This window comes from Streptomyces fodineus (assembly GCF_001735805.1).
In the GTDB taxonomy this organism is placed as follows: Bacteria; Actinomycetota; Actinomycetes; order Streptomycetales; family Streptomycetaceae; genus Streptomyces; species Streptomyces fodineus.
Map to the genome: position 1 here is coordinate 9,074,700 of NZ_CP017248.1, position 20,777 is coordinate 9,095,476.

The window sequence follows — 20,777 nt, forward strand, 5'->3', positions numbered from 1 at the left end:
GCGGCGGTGCCGCCTAGGATCCGAACTCGTGTGCGCACATGTACTGGTCGCCGAGGACGACGAGAAGCAGGCCGAACTGATCCGCCGTTCCCTGCTGGCCGAGGGACACACCGCCACGGTGGTGCACGACGGCGCCGCCGCGCTGGACGCCGCCCGCCGGCTCAGGCCCGACCTCGTCGTCCTCGACCTGATGCTTCCGGTCGTCGACGGCTTCGGCGTGTGCCGGGCGCTGCGCGGTGGCGCGGACCCGGACATCCCGGTGGTGATGCTCACCGCCCGCTCCGCCGAGGACGACCTGCTGCTCGGCCTCGAACTGGGCGCCGACGACTACATGACCAAGCCGTACAGCCCGCGCGAGCTGATGGCCCGCATCCGCACGGTGCTCCGGCGCGGCGGGCGCGGCGCCGGCCTCCGGGACGGCGACCCCGTGGTACGGGCCGCCGGGATCAGCGTCGACCCCGGACGGCACGAGGTCCGCTGCGAGGGCGTGACCGTGGACTGCACACCCGCCGAGTTCCAGATCCTGCTGGCCATGGCCGCCGAGCCGGAACGGGTCTTCACCCGGCGGCAGTTGCTGCAGTGCACCCGCGGCTTCGACCGTGCCTCCACCGAGCGGGCCGTCGACGTCCACATCATGAACCTCCGCCGCAAGATCGAACCCGACCCACGCCACCCGGTCCGGCTGCTGACCGTCTTCGGCGTCGGCTACAAGCTGAGCGGAACACGGCCGTGAGGCGGGGGCCGCGAGTCCGGCCGGGTACGCGCGTGCAGCGTGGGCCGGGCGGCGTCGGTCGGGAGGCGCGGGGCCGGATTCCGTTGCGCAAACGGCTGCTCGTCCGGCTGCTGTTCGTCTCCGCCCTGATCGCCGTCTGCTCGGTGGCCGCCACCGCCTGGCTCGCGGTCACGACGACGACCAGCGCCCTGAAGGAGGAACAGGGTCAGGATCTGGCCGCCGACAACAGCATCCTGGCCCGGCTCAGCGGCTATGCCGCCACCCACTCCGACTGGACGGACGTCCGGCGCACCGTCCGCCGGCTGGCCGCCGAGACCGGACGCCGCATCGCGCTCACCACCCCCGACCGCACCCTCGTCGCCGACTCCGCGCCCCGCGGCACCCCGCTGCCGCCCCGGCCCGCCGCCACCGTCGACCCGCTGCGCACCGACACCTACAGCGAGACCGGAGCCCAGCTCAGCGGCATCGACCCGCGCGTGGTCGGTCCCTACCTGCTGCCGGCGCAGGAGCGCGCGAACCTGGACACGCTGGCCGCCAGGCGCAAGCGGTGCTACGAGCGCTACGGCCTCCAGGCGAGTGTCGTCCGCACGGCGGGCGGGCGGCCCGTGGTCTCCGTCCCGGACGGCACCGACCCCGGCGGCTACGGCGCGGCGGTGTGCGAGGACGGACAGCTCAACACGCCCACCCCGACGGAAGGCAAGGCCCTGGCCGACCTCACCGACCTCGCCAGGCCCTGCCTGAAACAGTCCGGCCTGGACCTGGGCGGGCAGCTGTTCCTCACCCTGGACCCCAGCGGCAAGGACCCCTTCGGCGGCGGCTACCTCGTCGCCAAGTACGCCGCAGCGGGCAAGAACGCGACGGCGCGGGCCGCCCAGCACTGCATCCTGACCGCCCGGCGCACCCAACTGCAGCCCTACGTCGCCCCGGTGGCCGACCTGTTCCTCGGCATCGGCGACCAGAACCCCTCCCGCTTCGACATGTCCCCGGCCAACAAGGCCAAGGTGATTGGCGCGGCCGGACTGGTCCTCGCGGTCACCGTCGCCGTGACCGCCGTCGTAGCCATCCGCCTGGTACGGCCGCTGCGCGCGCTGACCGAGGCCGCGGGGGCGCCGCCCGAACTGCACGTACGGGTCCCGGTGACCACCCGCGACGAGACCGGCATCCTCGCCGAGGCCTTCAACGACCTGACCGAGCGCCGCGAACGCCTGGAGGCCCAGCGCAAGGCGATGGTCAGCGACATCGCGCACGAGCTGCGCAGCCCGCTCACCAACATCCGCGGCTGGCTGGAGGTCGTCCGCGACGGAGTCGTCCAGCCCGACCCGCCGCTGCTGGACTCGCTGCACGAGGAGGCGCTCGTGCTGCAGCGGATCATCGACGACCTGCAGGACCTCGCCGCCGCCGACGCCGGCACCCTGCGCCTGCACCGCGAGCCGCTGCGCGCCGCCGATCTGCTGGACCAGGTCGCCGCCGCCCACCGGGTCGCCGCCGGCGCCGCCGGGGTCGCCTTGCGCACCGACGCCGACGCCGCGGCCTGGCTGGACGCCGACCCGGTACGCATGCGGCAGGCCCTCGGCAACCTGGTCTCCAACGCGCTGCGGCACACCCCGGCCGACGGCACGATCACGCTCGCCGCACGCCGGGAGGGCCCCGATGTCGTCCTCACTGTCACCGACACCGGCGCGGGCATCGCGCCCGAGGACCTTCCGCACGTCTTCGACCGGTTCTGGCGCGCGGAGAAGTCCCGCAGCAGGCGCACCGGCGGCAGCGGCCTGGGCCTGCCGATCGTGCGCCATCTCGTCGCCGCCCACGGAGGCATGGCCGACGCCGCGAGCGAGCCCGGCGAGGGCGCGGTCTTCATCCTGCGGCTGCCCGCGGCCGGCCCACCCACGGACGGCACCTGACCGCCTCCGGTATCCCGCGCGCAGCGACGCGCTCACCGGCGTACTCATGCCCGGCCGGTCGGCCGATCCGTTCGGCGTCGGGGACCGAGCCGCCGTGCCGGCTCGCGGACGAGGCGATCGACGCGGGCGGGGCCGAAGTGGCCCGGCAGGAGCGGGAGTGGGGGACCATGTGCCGCGGCGGTCGCCGAGGCCCGGGGCCGTGGGGGTCAGGGCCGGACGGAGCGCTGCCCGGAGCGGGCGCGGCGGTGCAGGGTACGGCGCTCCAGCTCGGTCGTCCCGCCCCAGATGCCGATGCCCTGGCCCGTCTCCAGCGCCCAGTCGAGGCACGGTTCCCGGACGGGGCAGTGCCCGCAGACCGTCTTGGCGCGCTGGGTCTGGACCTGCGCAGGACCGGTGGTGCCAATGGGGAAGAACAGGTCGGGGTCCTCGTGACGGCACGCGGCATGGTCGCGCCAGTTCTCCATCGAAGTCTCCCTGGATCGGATCGAAGTCGTCCGTGCCTGTCGAATGCGTACTCGGGTGCGGGTGACCGATGGGAGCGCTGTGAAACGGCGCATCCGGCGCCGGATCACGCGACCGCCGGGATCCGGTCACGGGCGCGCGTGCGGCCCGGAGCGAGCCGTGCGCGCTCAACACAGGCCGGGGAACGGGGCGGAGGGGCCACCGGGCCGCGGACACCCCTGCCCGACCGGGCACCGGCGGCGCGGAGTTGGAGGCGAGCACCGGCGAGGAACCGCCGTCCGCCGCGCCACCGCCCGACCACGGTACTGCGCACGGCGCTTCGGATGGGGCGAAACGGATGAACCGTGACGTGACCGTCAGCGGCGCAGCGCCTCGGCCGCCGTCGCGGTCACCGCCTCGGCCAGTGCGGCCAGCGCGGGGGAGTCGAGCCGCCACTGCTGCCAGTACAGCGTGGCGTCCATCCATTCCCCGGCCGCGAGGAGCACCAGCCGGCCCGCCGCCAGCAGCGGGCCGGCCTGCACCTCCGGCACCATGCCCCAGCCGAGCCCCGCGACGACCGCGTCCAGGAAGCCCTCCGAGGTGGGCACGAGGTGCCGGAGCGGGCCGGCGGAGCCACCGCCCAGCCGGCGTACGAAGCCGTCCTGGAAGTCGTCCTTGCGGTCGAAAACCACGACGGGGGCCTCGGGCAGCGCGTCCGCGAGGGGCCGTCCGCGCAGGTGGGCCGCGGTGAACTCCGGTGCGGCGGTGGGCAGATAGCGCATCCGCCCGAGCGGCCGGACGGTGCAGCCCGGCACCGGATCGGACGCGGTGGTCACGGCCGCCATCACCAGGCCCTCGCGCAGCAGGGCGGCGGTGTGGTCCTCGTCCTCCCGGTGCAGTTCGAAGCAGAGGCCCGCCACGCGGGTCAGCGCCGGCAGGAACCAGGTCGCCAGTGAGTCCGCGTTCACCGCCACCGACACCCGCGTCGGCTCCCCGGCACCGCTCAGCCCCAGCTCACCCCAGGCGTCCCGCTCCAGCCGGGCCAGCTGCCGGGCGTACCGCACCAGCACCGCGCCCGACTCCGTGGGCCGTACCGGTTTGGTGCGCTGCAGCAGCACCCGGCCGGTGCGCTGTTCGAGCGCCTTGACCCGCTGGCTGACCGCAGACGGCGTCACATGCAGGGCGGCCGCGGCGGCGTCGAAGGTGCCCTCGTCCACCACGGCGAGCAGCGTCCGCACCTGGTCCAGGGGAAGCTCCGTCATCACAAGCGCTAAGGATACGTAAGAATCTTTAGCTGGACTCGGGTGAGGGATCCTTCTTAGGTTCGACGCATGAACCACGCACTGACCGCCGCGGCCGCCGGATTCGGCAGCGGCCTCTCCCTGATCATCGCCATCGGCGCCCAGAACGCCTTCGTCCTGCGGCAGGGGGTGCGCCGGGACGCGGTCCTCGCCGTGGTGGGCATATGCGCCCTGTCCGACGCGGTGCTCATCGCGCTCGGCGTAGGCGGGGTCGGGGCCGTCGTGGTGGCCTGGCCGGGCGCGGTCCGCGCGGTCGGGATCGTCGGCGGTGCCTTCCTGCTCGGCTACGGCGCCCTCGCCGCCCGCCGGGTGCTCAGGCCCGCCGCGGCCGGACTGAGCACCGAGGGGGAGGCCGCGGGCTCCCGCCGCCGGGCGGTGCTCACCTGTCTGGCGATGACCTGGCTCAATCCGCATGTCTACCTGGACACCGTCTTCCTGCTCGGCTCCCTCGCCGCCGACCGGGGCGCGCTGCGCTGGACCTTCGGACTCGGCGCCGCGCTCGCCAGCCTGTGCTGGTTCGCCGCGCTCGGCTTCGGCGCCCGGCTGCTCGGCCGCTTCCTGACCCGGCCGGCGGCCTGGCGGGTCCTGGACGGCCTGGTCGCCGTCACCATGCTGGCGCTCGGCGCCACGCTCCTGGCCGGATCCTGAGCAGAACCCGTTCGTCGCGCACCCGTGGTTGCTGAGATAGTTAGGCTCGCGAACCGAAAAGATGTAGCCAGCAACCTCTACCGGCAACAGGACACCCGTGGACACGAGCGAGAGCAGCACCACCGATCCCGGCTCCGCGCCGGACACGGCGGCCCCGCCCCGGCGCGGCTGGCGCCGCTGGGCGATGGACACCCGGCCCCTGAGCATCCCCGCCTACCGGCGCCTGTGGACGTCGACCATCGTCACCGCCGTCGGCAGCCAGCTCACCGCCGTCGCCGTGCCCAAGCAGATCTACGACATCACGCACTCCTCCGCCTGGGTCGGCTACGCCAGCCTGGCCGGCCTCGTGCCCATGGTGGCGTTCGCCCTGTGGGGAGGCGCGGTCGCCGACACCGTGGACCGCCGCAAGCTGCTGCTGGTCACCAACTCCGGCATCGCGGTGACCTCGCTGCTGTTTTGGGCGCAGGCCGTCACCGGGCTGGACTCGGTCGTCGTACTGATGGTGCTGCTCGCCCTGCAGCAGGCGTTCTTCGGGCTCAACTCCCCCGCCCGCAACGCCTCCATCGCCCGGCTGGTCCCGGCCGGGCAACTGCCGGCGGCCAACGCGCTCGGCTCCACCGTGATGCAGACCGGCCTGGTGGCGGGTCCGCTGCTCGCCGGTGTGCTGATCCCGGTCATCGGGCTGCCCGAGCTGTACCTCATCGACGCCGTGGCACTGTGCGTGACCGTGTGGGCCGTCTTCCGGCTGCCCGCGCTGCCACCGCTCGGCGCGGTCGCCGCCCGCCGGGCCGGGATGCGCGAGATAGCCGCCGGGTTCCGGTACATATCCCGGCACAAGGTGCTGCTGCTGTCCTTCCTGGCGGACATCGTCGCCATGGTCCTCGGCATGCCCCGGGCCCTGTTCCCGCAGCTGGCCGCGCAGACCTACCACTCCTACGGCGAAGGGCTCGCGCTCGGCGTGCTCTTCGCCGGCATCCCGGTCGGCGCGGTGCTCGGCGGTCTGTTCTCCGGGGTGTTCTCCCGGGCCCGCCGGCACGGCTGGATGGTCATCGGGGCGGTCGTCGGCTGGGGTGTGGCCATCGCCGGGTCAGGGCTGAGCGGCAACCTCTGGGTGGCGCTGGCCTTCCTCGCCGCGGCCGGCGTCGCCGACATGGTCTCGATGGTGTTCCGCGGGGCGATCCTGCTGTCGGCGGCGACCGACGAGATGCGCGGCCGGATGCAGGGCGTGTTCACGGTGGTCGTCGCGGGCGGGCCGCGGCTGGCCGACGTGCTGCACGGCACGGCCGGCTCGGTGTTCGGCCCGCGTGCCGCGGTGGCGGGCGGCGGCGCCCTGGTCGTCGTCGTGATGCTCGCGCTGGCCGCGGCCGTACCGGCGCTGCGCCGCTACCGGATCTGAACTACAGCGGGCCGGTGCGCCGCTGGATGGCGTACTGGTCCATCAGCTTGCCCCGGGTGGTCTCCAGGCGGTTGGCGAGGATCTCGGCCACCGTGCGCACCAGCGAGAGCCCGAGCAGCGGATCCTCCACGCACACCGCGAGCACGGAGGGCCCGTCGAACTCGTAGGCCCGTACGTTGCTGAAGGCCACCGCGCCGAAGTCCCACTGGTACGGCGGGAACAGCCAGGACCAGCCGAGCAGGTCGCCCGCGCCGAGCGTGGCCACCGTCACCCGCTGCCGGGCGGTGACCTGCGTGTCCAGGTGGACCGCCCCCGAACGGATCACCCAGAACCGGTCGGCGGTGCCGCCCGCCTCGAAGATGCGGGTGTCCTCCGGGAAAGAGACCTCCTCGGCCAGTTCCATCAGGCGCTCACGTTGCGCCTGAGGCAGGGCGGTCAGCAGTTTTATCGCTTTGGTCATGGCGCGGGGCTCCTCACCGGCGGCGGTTCGGGTGCTTTCGCTATGCCCATTTCAGCCGCTGCCGCCCCTGTGGGCACCTCGAAGGACCCGGATTTCCTCGCCGGGGTCCCGGCGCCGGTGCCGGTTCCGGGCAGCAAGAAGCCCTGGCTGGACGGGGGAAACCAGCCAGGGCCGTATGCGGTGGCGCGGGGGAGGGAGGAAGGACGGTTCCGGTCACCTCAGGGGCGCCACGTATGTATGAACGATAAACCATCTGGCGGATGTTCGGCCAATCAGGAGCGGGTCAGGTGACCTGTTTCACGCCCTCGGCCGTGGGCGGCGGCCCGCCGGGGCAGACGATCTCCGTCAGCACCCGCCCCACCGCCTCGAACGCCCACGCCCGGGCCGCCGCCTCCCGTGCGCCGTCCGGATCCGTCGCCGTCAGGGCCTGTGCACGTTCCCGCCAGGCCCGTTCCTCCTCGGTCGCGCGCTGCCGGCCGCGCTGGAGGCGCCGCAGTAGTTCGTCCGCGTCCACGACATCGGTCATACCCGCCAGGTACCCACGAGTCCCGCGGTGATGACAGGCGCACCGACCGTGTTTGAGGGCGTCGATGACGGTCAGCCGAAAAGGGAAGAGGGCCTGGCAATCCGGTCCTCGCTCAGGGAGGCAGGGATGCGTGACAAGCTCCGGATGAGCTCCTGCGCGACGCGGCCGCAAACGGCGTGCCGATTGCCGTGCCGGCCGGCCGACGCCCGCAGGAAAGTGCAGCGCGTGGTGGCCGAACGGTGCCGGGCCCGCGCCCTCCCGTGCGGTGCCGAGGCCATGGAGGACGCCCTGCTGGTCACCTCGGAACTCACCACCAACGCCATCCTGCACGGCGGCGGCATCACCGGCTTCGACGTCGACGTCGACTCCGGCGGCGTACGGGTGTCGGTGAGCGACCGCAGTGACGCGCTGCCGGTGGCCGCACCGCCCGCCGACGACGGCGGCCACGCCCGGGTCGGCGGCCGCGGCTGGCCCATCGTGTGCCGGCTGGCACGGGACGTACGGGTCGCGGAGCTGCCCTGCGGGGGCAAGCGCATCACGGTCGTCGTACCGCTGCACCACTGAATCCACCTGGAAGTTCCGCCCGTGCGGTGTTTGCTCCCCGGAGTGAGGGGCAGGTGGAATCTCGTGCTTCGGACCGGAGGCGCGCGCCCAGCGGGAACCGTACGACTGCCTGGGTCCCCCTCCCGGCGGACCGGGCTGAGCACCCGCGGCGAACCCTGACACCACCGTTCGGGCAGGGCCCCGGAACCTCGTTCCGGCGCTGTGCCCCGAAACCACGTTCAGGAGCGATTCCGCATGCTGACCGACACGTCGACGAGCCGTACCGGCACGCCCGGCACACACTCCGCCGCCGCACCGGCGCGGCGGCCTCATGACGACGCCCCCGACACCGCCGAGCTGTTCGCCCGGCTGGCGGGACTGGACGACGGCCCCGAGCGGAACGCCGTACGCGACGACCTCGTCGCCGCCTGGCTGCCCATGGCCCACCGGATCGCCGGCCGCTTCCGCGACCGCGGCGAGTCCGTCGAGGACCTGCGGCAGGTGGCCGCGCTGGGCCTGGTGAAGGCCATCGACCGGTTCGACCCGTCCCGCGGGGCCTTCGAGAGCTACGCCGTGCCGACCATCACCGGTGAGGTCAAGCGGCACTTCCGGGACCGGATGTGGGCCCTGCGGGTGCCGCGCCGGGTCCAGGAGCTGCGCAACCGGGTGCGCGTGGCCCGCCGCGAACTCACCCAGCACCCCGGCAGCCCCGAACCCACCCTCGCCGCCATGGCCGCCCACACCGGCCTCACCGAGGAGGAGGTCGGCGCGGGCGTGGAGGCCCTGGAGAGCTTCAGCACCCTGTCCCTGGACGCCGAACTGTCCGCCGGAGACGACGGCTACAGCCTCGCCGACACCCTCGGCGCGGCCGACTCCTCCTACGACGTCGTCGTCGACCGCGAGGCCGCCAAGGAGGGGCTGCGCCGGCTGCCCGAGCGGGAGCGGGCCATCCTCTACATGCGCTTCTTCGAGGACATGACCCAGAGCCGTATCGCCGACCGGCTGGGCATCTCCCAGATGCACGTGTCCCGGCTGATCAGCCGCAGCTGCGCCCGCGTCCGTGCCGAGGCCATGGGGCGGCGCGTGTGCGGGGGCGGACCGGCATGAGAGCGCGGCCGACGGGCCCTCACTTCCTGGGCCGGGCCGCCTCCGTGGTGAGGCCCAGCGGCCGGGCCAGGCCCGAGACCGCCTCGTCCAGCCGCTGCAGATGGCGCAGCACCCGGTCGGTGACCCGGCCGTAGCGCGGGGTGCGCGGGGTTCCCGGCTCCAGCATCGAGGCGATGCTGGAGCCGGTCTCGATCTCCGCCGTGGCCCGCGGGTCGGCGACATGCGCGGCGATGGCCTCGATGTTGTGCACGATCCGCGCGCACGCCCCGCGCAGCCGGGGATCCGCCGCTATCGACGGATGCGTCGGCAGCAGCTCGGCCGTGGCCGCGAGCGACCGCCCGTGGTACGCGCACGTCTCCAGCAGCGCCACCACGTACCGGGCGGTGTCCCGGCGGGAGCGCAGCGGGGTGATCGGATGGGTCAGCGGCTGGGTGGCCCCGCGCAGATCGGCCAGCGCCTGGTCCAGATCGCGCGCCTGCTCCACCAGATCGGCGCCCGCCCCGCCGCTCAGCTGGTCCACGGCGGCCCGCGTGACATCGGCGAGCCGGTCGAGGACCGTGACGAGGAGTTCGTTGGTACGGCGGTCGGTGCGGACCGGCAGCACCACCGCCGCCGCGATCACCCCGCAGGCCGCGCCGAGCGCCGTCTCCTCCACCCGCAGCACCAGCACCGCCATGCTGTAGGTGTTCAGCAGCGTGTACAGCAGCCCCAGCATCGCCGTGACGAAGAACGACATCAGCGTGTACGACAGCGGCGCGGTGTAGAACATCGCGAAGATGAACACCAGCACCAGCGCGAACGCCGTCCACGTGTGGTGCCCGACCAGCCCGGCCAGAGCGATGCCGGCCACCACACCGAGCACCGTACCCAGCAGCCGCCGGTAGCCCTTCACCAGGATCTCGCCGGTCGAGGCGGTGTTCAGGAACACGATCCAGCAGGTCAGCACCGCCCAGTACCAGCGCTGACTGGACAGCAGCTCGCCGCCGGCGATGGCCAGCGCGGAGCCGACGGCCACCTGGACCGCGGCCCGTGTCGTGGGCCGCTGCAGACCGGTCGGCTGCGGCTCCTCGGCCGCGGCCTCCTCGCCCGCCTCGATCGCGGCGTCCTCGGCGTCCAGCTCCTCGCGCGAGCGGATGGTCGCCGGGCTGTCGTCGGACTCGTCCTGCGGCCCGTCCAGCGCCAGCCGCAGACCCAGCGCGGCCCTCGCGGCCTCGCCGAGACCCCGGAAGACGTCCTGCACGGCCGGGGAGGCCTTGGGCAGGTTCTCCTCCTCGCGGTAGCCGAGCAGCCGGTTGCGCACCTGGGCGAGCGCGGTGCCCCTGGCCTCGCCGACCGGCCGCAGCATCAGCAGCCGCAGCGCCTGCAGGTCCCGGTGCAGCGCCGCCGTCGCCTCGTCCCGTACCGGCAGCTCACCGCCCAAGGGCAGCGCGGCGCCCGGCAGATGCAGGGTCAGGGTGTCGGTCCGCTCGGCGCTGCGGGCGGTGAGCAGCAGCAGTCCGAGCCGCTCGGAGGCGATCTCGGCATCGGCGATGCGGCGCTGCAGCAGCCGGGCCACGGCGGCGTCGGAGGTGCCGTCCTCCAGCCGCCCCTGGATCATCAGCGCCGTCTCGTGCAGCCGCGCGGTCGCGGTGCGCAGGTCCTCCAGGACCTTCTCCACGTCGTCGGGACCGGCGTCCGGCAACTCGGCCTGGACGGCGATCAGTTGCGCGAGCCGGGCGCGGAAGGCCCGCCGCAGCCGGTCCAGGGTGCCCGCCGGGGTCTGCGGCAGCAGCACGAAGCGCGCGGTGGCGCTGCACACGAACGCCACGCAGATCACGCCGTACAGCGCGGGCAGTGCGGAGCCGGTCGCGTGTACGAACAGGGAGAGGAAGTAGACCTGGAACCCGATCAGGCCGAGTGCCGTGCCGCGGTCGCCGAACCGGCGGCCGTAGACCGCGCAGAAGATGAGGGCGACGAAGAACAGGTCCCCGGCGACCACCCGTTGGTTCAGCAGCGCGCCCAGCGACACCGACGCCAGCGCCACCGGCAGGCCGAGCGCGAGGGTCACTGCCTGCGCCGGGCGCTGTTTCTCCTGGACGGCGAAGGTCGACACCATCGCCGCCATGGCGCCGGCGACCAGCTGGGGCACCGGCACCCGCAGGGCGGCCAGGACGGCGAGGGTGAGCGCGATCGCGGTGACCGTGCGCGCTCCCGCGGTGAGCCGCAGCAGCCCGGGATCGGACGCCGCGAGCCGGTCCCACATCCGTAGCCGCCCAGGTCGTCCCGCTGTGCCCACGCCGCCGCGCTCTCTCCCGTGCCGGAAATCGATCTCCGCCCCCAGCATCGCACGACGGCCCGGACCACCTGCCCTCGGCCAGGGGCGGCTCGGCGCCCTAGCCTTCCACCCGGGCCCGTACCTGTTCCGGTGTCAGATACGAATCGGTGAACTCGAAGTCCTTCAGCCGGGCGGGCTTGCGGGCCTGGAAGCCGGTGCGGACGAAATCGTCGCCGGCCACCGCGTTCAGCAGCCAGTTGGTCATCACCCGGGTCTTGGCGACATTGGTGCGCAGCGCCGACCAGTGGTAGCCGCGGGCCACCGCCTGGGCCAGCACCCCGCGCAGCTCGATGCCGAGCGGCTTGGACACCGCGTCCTTGCCGCCGAGGTCGACGACGAGACCGAGGTCGCGGTGCACGTACGGGATCAGCGGCCGGCCCCGCAGGGTCGCGATGACGTTGTCGGCGGCCTTCTTGCCCTGCCGCATGGCGTGCTGCGCGGTGGGCGGGCAGACCGCGCCCGGCTCGCCCTTGGCCTCGTCGGGCACGGCGGCCGCGTCCCCGAGCGCGAACACGCCGTCATGGCCGGGCAGCGTCATCTCGGCGGTGACCGCCAGCCGGCCGCGGACCGTCTCCGCGCCGAGCGTGCCGATCAGCGGGCTGGCCACCACACCGGCCGTCCAGATCAGCGTGTGCGTCGGCACCACCCGGCCGTCGGTGAAGGTGACCTCCTCCGCGCCGGCCTTGTCGAGAGACACGCCCAGCGACACCTCGATGCCGCGCCGCCCCAGGATCTCCTGCGCGCTGCGGCCGAGCTTCTCGCCCAGCTCCGGCATCAGCTTGGGCGCGATGTCGATCAAATGCCACTTGATCAGGCCGGGGTCCAGGCGCGGGTAGCGCTGTACGGCGGCGTGCGTCAGCCGTTGCAGACAGGCGGCGGTCTCCGTGCCGGCGTAACCGCCGCCGACCACCACGAACTGCAGCCGTGCGGCGCGCTCGGCCGGGTCGTCGCTGGCGTCCGCGAGATCGAGCTGCGTGATGACGTGGTCGCGGATGTAGGCGGCCTCGGCGAGGGTCTTCATCCCGAAGGCGTGCTCGGTCAGCCCCGGGATGTCGAAGGTGCGGGTCACGCTGCCGGGCGCCAGCACGATGTAGTCGTAGGGCTCGTTGACGATCTTGTCGGTGATGGTCTGGACGACGCACACCTTGGCCTTCAGGTCCACGCCGATCGCGCCGCCCGGGATGATCCGGGTGCGGTACTTCTTGCTGCGGCGCAGACTCAGGGCGATCGACTGCGGCGTGAGCACGCCGGAGGCGACCTGGGGCAGCAGGGGCAGGTACAGCTGGTAGGCGTACGGCGTCACCAGGGTGACGTCGGCCTCGGCGGGAGCGAGCTTCCGCTCCAGGCGGCGCACACACTCGACTCCGGCGAAGCCTGCGCCAACCACCAGGATCCTGGGTCGTGTCACGGTGTTCATCCCTTTCTGCGGCTCCAGGCGGTCCGACTCGACGCCGTTCGCCTGCCCCGGACCGGTGCGCACCACCCCGATCCCACCGTGTCCCGAAACGCCGCGCGAGCCGGGTGCGGCAGGCAGACGAACGCGTGGGCACCAGCATGCCCCCACACGGGGGTGGAGTAACCGGTTGTCGCACACATACACGTCGTACGCGCACACGGAGCACACCTGCCGCGACCACGGGCGACCACCGATCCACCCGGCGTCACCAGGGCAGGAACACGTGGATGTCCTTGCCCTCGTCGTCGACCACCACGCTGACCTGCGTGCACAGCGTGTGCACCAGGTGCCAGCCGATGCCGCCACCGCCCGTGCGCGGATGGAAGGGCCGCGGTTCGGGCTTGGTCGTGCTCGTGTCGTGCATCGTCACGTGCACGCCGTCGAAGGTGCGGCGCATCCGCAGCCCGAACGGGCCGGGCGCGTACTGGATCACGTTGGCGGCCAGCTCCGTCACGACCAGCAGTATGTCGTCCCAGTACTCGTGCGCGGCCGGCGGCGTCCGCGTGGCGAGGGCGCGCAGGAACTCCTCCGCGGCCAGCCGCGCCTCCGTGACGTTGCGCAACTCACCCGCGAAGGAGAAGGTGCGCTCGTACCCGTCCTCCGAAGGCGGTGTGTCGTTCCCACGCGGCTCCGTCGTGATCTCGCAATCCCCGGTCCCGGACGGTCATGGCCTTCGCGGCCCGCCGGCCAGCACGGTCGTAGGTCTGGTACTCCTTCTGCGCTTGTGAGTTCCCCGAGGCCGGGGGTGCTATCCGGCCCGTCCCGGTTCCGGGTCGCCGAGGGGGCGTGTGCCCGGCGGAGGTCAGCGGAAGACGTCGTCCGGTTCGTCCCAGTCCGCCGGTTCCTGCGGGCCCCGCGCCGCCCGGGACCGTGCCAGGTACATCGCCTCGATCTCGGCGGCATAGTGCCGCACGATCGCGTCCCGGCGCAGTTTCATCGACGGGGTGAGCAGCCCGTTGTCCGGGGCGAACGGCTCCTGGAGGACGCGGTAGACCCGGATGGACTCGGCGCGGGACACCGTGCTGTTCGCGGAGGCGACGGCCCGCGCGATCTCCTCCCGCAGCGCGTTCTCCTCACGCGTCTCCCGGCCCGGACTGTCGCCCTGGAGCGCCAGGGCGGCCCGCCAGTGCGCGAGGAAGTCCGGGTCCAGGGTGATCAGGGCGCCGACGCAGGGCCGGTCGTCGCCGATCACGACCGCCTGGTGGACCAGCGGATGCATGCGCAGCCGCTGCTCCAGCGGGGCCGGGGCGACACTCTTGCCGCCGCTGGTGACGAGGATGTCCTTCTTGCGCCCGGTGATCGTCAGATAGCCCTCCGAGTCCAGCCGCCCGATGTCCCCGGTGGCCAGCCAGCCGCCGCGCAGCGCGGCCCGCGTCGCCTGCTCGTCGCCGATGTAGCCCTGGAACACCGAGGGACCGTGCACCAGGATCTCCCCGTCGTCGGCCACCTGGACCTCGGTGCCCGGCAGCGGCCGGCCGACCGTCCCGGACTTCTCCCGGCCGAGCGGCTGCATGGTGATCCCGCCGGAGGCCTCGGTGAGGCCGTACCCGTCGTGGACGAAGATGCCGATGCCCGCGTAGAACAGGCTCAGTTCGCGGCCGAGCGAGGAGCCGCCGGACGTGCCGCGCAGCACCCGCCCCCCGAGCGCGGCGCGCAGCCTGCGGTACACCGTCCGCTCGTACAGGGCGTGTTGCAGCCTCAGCTCGAACCCGGGACCCGGCCCGGTGCCCAGCCGGTGGCGCTCCTCGGCCGCGGCGAAGTCCCGCGCGGTCTGCGCGGCCCGCTCGAACAGGGCACCCCGGCCCGTCTGTTCGGCCGTCCGTACGAACTTCTTGTAGAGCTTCTCGAACAGCGACGGCACGCCGTACAGGTACGTCGGCCGGAACGTGCCCAGCGCCGACGCCAGCGACGCCTCCGTCAGCTCCGGCTCGTGCCCCATCAGGACGCCGCCGCGCACACACATCAGCATGATCATGATGCCGTACACATGGGAGAACGGCAGAAAGGCCAGCACGGACGGCTGTTCGCCCGGCAGGGCCGCGGTGTGCCGCCAGCCGGCCAGCAGCGTGTCGCAGGGGTAGGCCAGGCCGCGGTGGCTCAGCGCGCAGCCCTGGGGACGGCCGGAGGTGCCCGAGGTGTAGACGACCGCCGCCGTGGCATCCGGCAGCACGATCCGGCGCAGCGACTCCACGGTGGTGTACGGCACGACCGCGCCCTGCCGGACGAGTTCGGGCAGCGCGCCCGCGTCCAGCTGCCAGACGTGACGCAGCCGCGGCAGCCGGGCGCACACCGTGCCGACGGTCATGACGCCCTGCTCGTCCTCCACCATCACGGCGACACAGCCGGCGTCCCGCAGGATCCACTCGACCTGGTCGCGTGAGGAGGCCGGGTGGATCGGCACGATCTCCGCGCCCACGGCCCACAGCGCGTGGCTGAGCACGGTCCACTCGTAGCGGGTGCGGGACATCAGGGCCACCCGGTGCCCGGGGGAGATCCCGGCGGCGACCAGCCCCTTGGCCAGATCGACCACCTCGTCCCGCAGCTCGACGGCCGTCACCTCCTGCCAGACGGCGGCGGCCGGATCCGCGCGGTGGGCGAGCACCGGCAGGGCGGGCTCGCGCTCGGCGGTGTCGAAGACGCTGTCGGCGAGGCCGCCCGTGAGCGGGGTAACGGCGGGAGCGAGGGCGACGTCGGGCATGCGCTGCTCCTGGATGTACGGAGGGTCACACCGCCGACCGGCTCAGTGTCGGCGGTGCTCGAATGTAGCCGAGGGGGAGCGCGTTCGGTGCATGGAACGGGGAAGTCGTGATCGGCTGATGATGCGACCGTGTCCTGGGGACTCGGCAGACATGAGTCATGTGAACCCCGATCCGGAACCGGAACGCACCACCGGTCTCGAGCCCGGCGGCTCGGTACCGCCCGGCGAGACTCCGCCCGCCGAGAGCAGCCTGCCCGCGGCCGGGCCCCGGGAGACGCACAATCCGCCGAAGGGCTGGGCCAAGGCCCCGCTGACGCTGATCCTCGTCCTCGTGGTCCTGGTCGCCCTGTTCTTCCTGGTGTACGCCCTGATGCTGATCCTCTGACCGGACGCCTCAACGCCGATCGCCTGGCTGGTGCGGTCAGCCCTGGGTGTGCCGTACGCACTCGGTGACGACGCCTCGCAGGCTGCCGGCCCGCTCCAGCAGCCGACGTTGCTCGCGTGCCCCGTTGCCCCGGCGCAGCAGCTCGGTGACGCCGTGCTCGGCGCGCTCGGCGTCACCGGTGGCGGTGAGCGCGTCCCCGGTGTGCTCCAGCAGTGTGCGCAGCACCCCCGGCGCGGGACCGGGCTGCATGGTCGCCGGGTCGAGCAGCTCCTGCTCCAGGCCGAACCGGGCGGCCTGCCAGTCGGCGAGCCGCAGCAGGCTCACGCTGTGGCCGGGCGCCGGCCGGCCCGCCCGCCAGTGCTGTGCGGCCGTCTCCACCAGCGCGCGGGTCAGCGTCGCGATGAGCACGGCGGTGTCCGCGCACAGGCACACGTCCGCCACCCGGATCTCCACGGTCGGATAGCGGGCGGACAGCCGCGCGTCGAAGTAGACCATCCTCTTGTCCAGCAGGGCACCGGTGGCCACCATGTCCGCCACCCGCTGGTGATACCGCTCGGCCGACACGAACGGCTCGGTCGGTCCGGCCGACGGCCAGCGGTTCCACACCCGGCTGCGATAGCTGGCGTAGCTGGTGTCCTTCCCCTGCCAGAACGGGGAGTTCGCACTGATCGCACGCAGTACCGGGAGCCAGGGGCGGATCCGGTCGAGGACCGCGATGCCCTCCTCGTCGGACTCCACGCACACATGCACATGGCAGCCGCACACGAGCTGCTCCCAGGTCGGTATGCCATAGTGCTCGGCCAGCCACTGGTAGCGCTCGTTCACGCTGAGGCAGGGGCTGACCGGAAGGGGAGAGGTGGCCAGCGCCGCGACCGCGCAGCCCAGCTCCCCGGCGTGCCGGGCCGCCTCCTTGCGACAGCGCACGATCTCCTCGCCGAGGGCCGCCATGTCCGCCTGCGGGTGCGTGGCGAACTCCAGCATCTGCCGGAACAGCTCCTTCTCGAACACGTGCTGCCCGGGAGCGTCCTGGGCGACATGGGCGAGGACGGCAGCCGCCAGCGCCTTCGGGTCGCCGCTGTCCGGGTCGACCAGGAGGAGTTCCTCCTCCACTCCGACGGTGCGCACGTAGTGCCACCCTTCCGTGTTCCCCACGAGGGCAGTCGTGGGTCCGTACGCCCCCCGACTGCCCCTGGGCGGGCCGCCGACACCTGTGGTTTCAGTCCTCCGGCGCGAGCCACACGGTGGCGAGTGGCGGCAGCGTGACCTTGAGGAAACCGTCCTCGGGCTTCAGCGGCCCCCCGCTGCCGACCCCGCCGCCGCCGTAGCGGACGTCGTCGGTGTTGAGCTCCTCCTGCCAGGCGCGGGCGGGAATCTCGTCCGGGACCCACAGCCGGTAGTCGTGCCGGACGACCGGGGAGAAGTTCGACACCGCGAGCAGGGGAGAGCCGTCGGCGGCGAACCGCAGGAACGCGAAGACGTTGTCGTCCGCCGCGTCGCACAGCACCCAGCGGAAGCCGCCCGGGTCGGTGTCCCGCTGCCACAGCGCCGGCGTCGCCCGGTACCGGATGTTCAGATCCCGGACGAGATCCCGCACGCCCCGGTGGTCGCCGGCCGAGTGGTAGTCGTCGCCGAGCAGCCACCACTCGGGGCCGTGCGGCTCGGACCACTCCGCCCCCTGGGCGAACTCCTGCCCCATGAACAACAGCTGTTTGCCCGGGTGGGCCCACATGAAGCCCAGATAGGCGCGGTGATTGGCGCGCCGCTGCCACCAGTCGCCCGGCATCTTCGACACCAGCGCCTGTTTGCCGTGCACGACCTCGTCGTGGGAGATCGGCAGGACGTAGTTCTCGCTGTAGGCGTACACCATCGAGAAGGTCATCTCGTTGTGGTGGTACTTGCGGTGCACCGGCTCCTTCTGGATGTACTGCAGCGAGTCGTGCATCCAGCCCATGTTCCACTTCAGCCCGAAGCCGAGCCCGCCGCTGTCCGTCGGCCGGGTCACCCCGTCCCAGGCGGTGGACTCCTCGGCGATGGTCACCACGCCCGGGCAGCGCCGGTAGACGGTGGCGTTCATCTCCTGCAGGAAGGCGACGGCGTCCAGGTCCTCGCGCCCGCCGAAGACGTTCGGCTGCCACTGGCCGGAGTCCCGTGAGTAGTCGAGGTAGAGCATCGAGGCGACGGCGTCCACCCGCAGCCCGTCGATGTGGAACTCCTGGCACCAGTACACCGCGTTGGCGACGAGGAAGTTGCGCACCTCGATCCGGCCGTAGTCGAACTCGTACGTCCCCCAGTCCGGGTGCTCGGCGCGCGTCGCGTTCCCGGGCTCGTAGAGCGGATCCCCGTCGAACCGGGCCAGCGCCCAGTCGTCCTTGGGGAAGTGCGCCGGCACCCAGTCCATGATCACGCCGATGCCGGCCCGGTGCAGCGCGTCCACCAGGTGCTTGAAGTCGTCCGGGGCGCCGAGGCGGGGCGTCGGCGCGTAGTAGGAGGTGACCTGGTAGCCCCAGGAACCGCTGAACGGATGTCCGGCGACCGGCATCAGCTCGACATGCGTGAAGCCCATCTCCTTGACGTACGCGGGCAGTTCCACCGCCAGCTCACGGTACGACAGCCCCGGGCGCCAGGACGGCAGATGGACCTCGTACACCGAGAACGGCGCCTGGTGCACCGGCGTGTCGCCCCGGTGGGCCATCCACTCCGCGTCGCCCCACTCGTACCGCGAGACCGCGACGACCGACGCCGTGTCCGGCGGGACCTCCGTGCGCCGCGCCATCGGGTCGGCCTTGAGGAACCGGTGGCCGTAGCGCGAGGTGATCTCGAACTTGTACCGGGCGCCCTCACCGATCCCGGGCAGGAACAGCTCCCACACCCCGGACGCGCCCAGCGAGCGCATCGGGTACTGCGTGCCGTCCCAGTACGTGAAGTCCCCGGCCACCCGCACCCCCTGGGCGTTCGGCGCCCACACGGTGAAGCGGGTGCCGGTCACGCCCTGGTGCGTCATCGGCTCGGCGCCGAGCGCCTGCCACAGCTGCTCGTGCCGGCCCTCCCGGATCAGATGCAGGTCCAGCTCGCCGAGGGCGGGCAGGAAACGGTACGGATCGTGCACCTCCTGCTCGACGTCGTCGTACGCCACCAGCAGCGTGTACGAGGGGATCTCCGGGTACGGCAGGACGGCCGCGAAGAGACCGTCGCCCTCCGACCGGAGTGCGTACCGCTTCCCGTCGGCGACGACGCTCACCGACCGCGCGTTCGGGCGCAGCGTCCGGAACAGGGTGCCGCCCGGGGCCGGGTGGGCGCCCAGCAGGGCGTGCGGATCGTGGTGGGCGCCGCCGAGCAGCCGGCCGCGGTCGGCCGGGTCGAGCGCAGGAAGGCAGAGGTCCTCCCGGACGGAGTCCGGGGGAGGGATCGCCTGGGCCGGCGCGGGGCCGGCGGCCTCGGGGCGCGAGGTGTCGCGCAGAGCCATGACGTCAGCCTCCCCACACGGCGAGCCGCTTGATCGCCGCCATCGGTACCGGCAGCCAGTCCGGTCGGTGTCTTGCCTCGTACAGCACCTCGTAGACCGCCCTGTCCGTCTCGTGCGCGCGCAGCAGCGCGTGCTTCTTGCGTGGATCCCAGCCGGCACGGGCCGCGTAGCCCGCGCAGAACGCCTCCCGGCAGCGGCGCGCCCATTCGGGTCGCCAGGGGCGGCGCTGCCGGGCCGCGTAGTCGAAGGAGCGCAGCATCCCCGCCACGTCCCGCACCGGGGAGTGCGGGGCCCGCCGCTCGGCGAGCGGCCGGGACGGCTCGCCCTCGAAGTCGATGACGAACCAGTCGCGGCCGGCCCGCAGCACCTGCCCGAGGTGCAGATCACCGTGGATGCGCTGCGCGGGCGGCCCGGTGTCGCAGGTGGCGAGCGCCCCGAACGCGGCCCGCAGCCCCGGTACGAAGGGCCGCAGCCCCGGTACGGCGTGTGCGGCCGCGTCCAGCCGGGCGCACATCGCCTGCGCCGTACGGCCGTTCTCGCCCGGCCCGGCCGGCCCCGCCGGGCCGAACGCCTCGGCCAGCGCGAGGTGCACCTCGGCCATGGCCCGGCCCAGTTCACGGGACTCGGCGGTGAAGTCGTCCCCGGCGGCGAGCGCGCGCAGGGCCAGCGTCCAGCCGTCGGTCGCGTCCGGCAGGAACGGCTGCAGCACGCCCAGCGTGGCCGGCTGCGGCGCGGTCGTCTCGAACCAGGCCACCGGTGCCGGCACCCGCAGGCAGCCCTGCGCGGCCAGCGCCGCGGTCACCTCCAGGTCCGGGTTGACGCCCGGCTGGATCCGGCGGAAGACCTTCAGGATGTACGCGTCGCCGTACACGATCGAGGAGTTGGACTGCTCGGCGTCCAGCAGACGCGGCGGCAGACCGCCGGGCAGAGGGGCGGCCATGTCGGCCTCGAAGCGCAGCGGGCCCGCCGCGCCGGGCTGCCGCAGCCGCTCCAGCAGCAGATGGGCCGAGCGCGGATCGTGGAGTGCGTCGTACACCGCGAGCCCGGCGAACGGACCCTGCTCGGCCCGCCCGAGGTACGCCCGCTCCAGCCGCGGGGCGAGGTGTTCGCGCAGACCGAGCAGCAGCTGGTAGCAGTCGCCGGGCGGGGACGTGCCGCCCGGCGTGGGCACGGGCGCGTGCGAGGCGTGCACCAGCAGATGCAGACAGCCCGGGAACAGCTCGGTCACGGACAGCACCGACAGATCCGTGACGGGCCGGTCCTTGCCCGCGAACCAGCGTTGCATCGGCAGCCAGTGGCGCAGCAGCCCGCCCAGCGAGGCCAGCGGTCCGTCGAGACCGGCCGCGGTTCTCGGCCCGGCGGTGATGGTCTTCGGCATGGTGACGCGTCCTTTCCTCGGCGCCGG

Annotated in this window: 18 protein-coding genes; 7 read left to right on the plus strand and 11 right to left on the minus strand. The window is 73.0% G+C overall.

Annotated elements, in window-relative coordinates; translation table 11 throughout:
* Positions 1-28 precede the first annotated feature (28 nt).
* Positions 29-733: a response regulator transcription factor gene (locus BFF78_RS39370; RefSeq protein WP_069782826.1), complete on the plus strand. Its 705-nt coding sequence runs from the start codon at positions 29-31 to the stop codon at positions 731-733.
* A gap of 32 nt (positions 734-765) precedes the next feature.
* On the plus strand, positions 766-2,634 hold the full coding sequence (locus tag BFF78_RS39375; RefSeq protein ID WP_069782827.1) for a sensor histidine kinase: 1,869 nt from the start codon (positions 766-768) through the stop codon (positions 2,632-2,634).
* 206 nt (positions 2,635-2,840) lie between these two features.
* Here the strand turns inward: BFF78_RS39375 and BFF78_RS39380 are convergent, their stop codons facing one another.
* Positions 2,841-3,098, minus strand: a complete 258-nt coding sequence (locus tag BFF78_RS39380; protein WP_069782828.1) for a WhiB family transcriptional regulator — start codon at positions 3,096-3,098, stop codon at positions 2,841-2,843.
* 354 nt (positions 3,099-3,452) lie between these two features.
* A complete protein-coding gene (locus BFF78_RS39385) occupies positions 3,453-4,340 on the minus strand; it encodes a LysR family transcriptional regulator ArgP (RefSeq protein ID WP_069782829.1) in 888 nt (295 codons plus the stop codon).
* Positions 4,341-4,406: 66 nt separating this feature from the next.
* Here BFF78_RS39385 and BFF78_RS39390 point away from each other — a divergent pair, with 66 nt between their 5' ends.
* On the plus strand, positions 4,407-5,024 hold the full coding sequence (locus BFF78_RS39390) for a LysE/ArgO family amino acid transporter (protein ID WP_069782830.1): 618 nt from the start codon (positions 4,407-4,409) through the stop codon (positions 5,022-5,024).
* Positions 5,025-5,121: 97 nt separating this feature from the next.
* Positions 5,122-6,420, plus strand: a complete 1,299-nt coding sequence (locus BFF78_RS39395) for an MFS transporter (RefSeq protein ID WP_069782831.1) — start codon at positions 5,122-5,124, stop codon at positions 6,418-6,420.
* Between the two features lies 1 nt (position 6,421).
* On the opposite strand, the gene BFF78_RS39400 is transcribed toward BFF78_RS39395, so the two are convergent.
* Positions 6,422-6,880, minus strand: coding sequence for a cyclic nucleotide-binding domain-containing protein (locus tag BFF78_RS39400; protein ID WP_069782832.1), 459 nt, complete (start codon positions 6,878-6,880; stop codon positions 6,422-6,424).
* 283 nt (positions 6,881-7,163) lie between these two features.
* Complete coding sequence (locus BFF78_RS39405) at positions 7,164-7,406, minus strand: hypothetical protein (RefSeq protein WP_069782833.1); 243 nt, start codon at positions 7,404-7,406, stop codon at positions 7,164-7,166.
* A gap of 126 nt (positions 7,407-7,532) precedes the next feature.
* Here BFF78_RS39405 and BFF78_RS39410 point away from each other — a divergent pair, with 126 nt between their 5' ends.
* Complete coding sequence (locus tag BFF78_RS39410; RefSeq protein WP_069782834.1) at positions 7,533-7,970, plus strand: ATP-binding protein; 438 nt, start codon at positions 7,533-7,535, stop codon at positions 7,968-7,970.
* A gap of 234 nt (positions 7,971-8,204) precedes the next feature.
* A complete protein-coding gene (locus BFF78_RS39415; RefSeq protein ID WP_069782835.1) occupies positions 8,205-9,056 on the plus strand; it encodes a SigB/SigF/SigG family RNA polymerase sigma factor in 852 nt (283 codons plus the stop codon).
* Between the two features lie 19 nt (positions 9,057-9,075).
* Here the strand turns inward: BFF78_RS39415 and BFF78_RS39420 are convergent, their stop codons facing one another.
* From BFF78_RS39420 to BFF78_RS39435, 4 genes are all read right to left on the minus strand, one after another.
* Positions 9,076-11,298: an FUSC family protein gene (locus BFF78_RS39420; RefSeq protein ID WP_069782836.1), complete on the minus strand. Its 2,223-nt coding sequence runs from the start codon at positions 11,296-11,298 to the stop codon at positions 9,076-9,078.
* Between the two features lie 130 nt (positions 11,299-11,428).
* Entirely contained in the window at positions 11,429-12,787 is a 1,359-nt protein-coding gene (locus BFF78_RS39425) for an NAD(P)/FAD-dependent oxidoreductase (RefSeq protein ID WP_069784098.1), read from the minus strand.
* A gap of 244 nt (positions 12,788-13,031) precedes the next feature.
* The gene (locus BFF78_RS39430) at positions 13,032-13,466 is read right to left on the minus strand and encodes an ATP-binding protein (protein ID WP_069782837.1); all 435 of its coding nucleotides are present in this window, start codon (positions 13,464-13,466) and stop codon (positions 13,032-13,034) included.
* A 162-nt stretch (positions 13,467-13,628) separates the two neighbouring features.
* Complete coding sequence (locus BFF78_RS39435; RefSeq protein WP_069782838.1) at positions 13,629-15,524, minus strand: AMP-dependent synthetase/ligase; 1,896 nt, start codon at positions 15,522-15,524, stop codon at positions 13,629-13,631.
* Positions 15,525-15,675: 151 nt separating this feature from the next.
* Between BFF78_RS39435 and BFF78_RS39440 the strand changes: the two genes are divergently transcribed.
* Entirely contained in the window at positions 15,676-15,909 is a 234-nt protein-coding gene (locus tag BFF78_RS39440) for a DUF6480 family protein (RefSeq protein ID WP_069782839.1), read from the plus strand.
* Between the two features lie 36 nt (positions 15,910-15,945).
* Here BFF78_RS39440 and BFF78_RS39445 read toward each other — a convergent pair whose 3' ends face one another.
* The 3 genes from BFF78_RS39445 to BFF78_RS39455 all read right to left on the minus strand — a co-directional run bounded on the left by BFF78_RS39445 (position 15,946) and on the right by BFF78_RS39455 (position 20,750).
* Positions 15,946-17,034, minus strand: a complete 1,089-nt coding sequence (locus BFF78_RS39445) for a glutamate--cysteine ligase 2 (protein WP_069782840.1) — start codon at positions 17,032-17,034, stop codon at positions 15,946-15,948.
* Between the two features lie 91 nt (positions 17,035-17,125).
* A complete protein-coding gene (gene glgB / locus BFF78_RS39450; RefSeq protein WP_069782841.1) occupies positions 17,126-19,372 on the minus strand; it encodes a 1,4-alpha-glucan branching enzyme in 2,247 nt (748 codons plus the stop codon).
* A 4-nt stretch (positions 19,373-19,376) separates the two neighbouring features.
* Complete coding sequence (locus tag BFF78_RS39455) at positions 19,377-20,750, minus strand: maltokinase N-terminal cap-like domain-containing protein (protein ID WP_069782842.1); 1,374 nt, start codon at positions 20,748-20,750, stop codon at positions 19,377-19,379.
* Positions 20,751-20,777 lie beyond the last annotated feature (27 nt).

Coding starts and splice junctions, on each gene's coding strand:
- BFF78_RS39400 (WP_069782832.1), bottom strand. CDS start 6,880: ATGACCAAAGCGATAAAACTGCTGACCGCCCTGCCTCAGGCGCAACGT.
- BFF78_RS39410 (WP_069782834.1), top strand. CDS start 7,533: ATGCGTGACAAGCTCCGGATGAGCTCCTGCGCGACGCGGCCGCAAACG.
- glgB (WP_069782841.1), bottom strand. CDS start 19,372: ATGGCTCTGCGCGACACCTCGCGCCCCGAGGCCGCCGGCCCCGCGCCG.
- BFF78_RS39435 (WP_069782838.1), bottom strand. CDS start 15,524: ATGCCCGACGTCGCCCTCGCTCCCGCCGTTACCCCGCTCACGGGCGGC.
- BFF78_RS39440 (WP_069782839.1), top strand. CDS start 15,676: ATGAGTCATGTGAACCCCGATCCGGAACCGGAACGCACCACCGGTCTC.
- BFF78_RS39390 (WP_069782830.1), top strand. CDS start 4,407: ATGAACCACGCACTGACCGCCGCGGCCGCCGGATTCGGCAGCGGCCTC.
- BFF78_RS39425 (WP_069784098.1), bottom strand. CDS start 12,787: ATGAACACCGTGACACGACCCAGGATCCTGGTGGTTGGCGCAGGCTTC.
- BFF78_RS39380 (WP_069782828.1), bottom strand. CDS start 3,098: ATGGAGAACTGGCGCGACCATGCCGCGTGCCGTCACGAGGACCCCGAC.
- BFF78_RS39420 (WP_069782836.1), bottom strand. CDS start 11,298: ATGTGGGACCGGCTCGCGGCGTCCGATCCCGGGCTGCTGCGGCTCACC.
- BFF78_RS39455 (WP_069782842.1), bottom strand. CDS start 20,750: ATGCCGAAGACCATCACCGCCGGGCCGAGAACCGCGGCCGGTCTCGAC.
- BFF78_RS39415 (WP_069782835.1), top strand. CDS start 8,205: ATGCTGACCGACACGTCGACGAGCCGTACCGGCACGCCCGGCACACAC.
- BFF78_RS39405 (WP_069782833.1), bottom strand. CDS start 7,406: ATGACCGATGTCGTGGACGCGGACGAACTACTGCGGCGCCTCCAGCGC.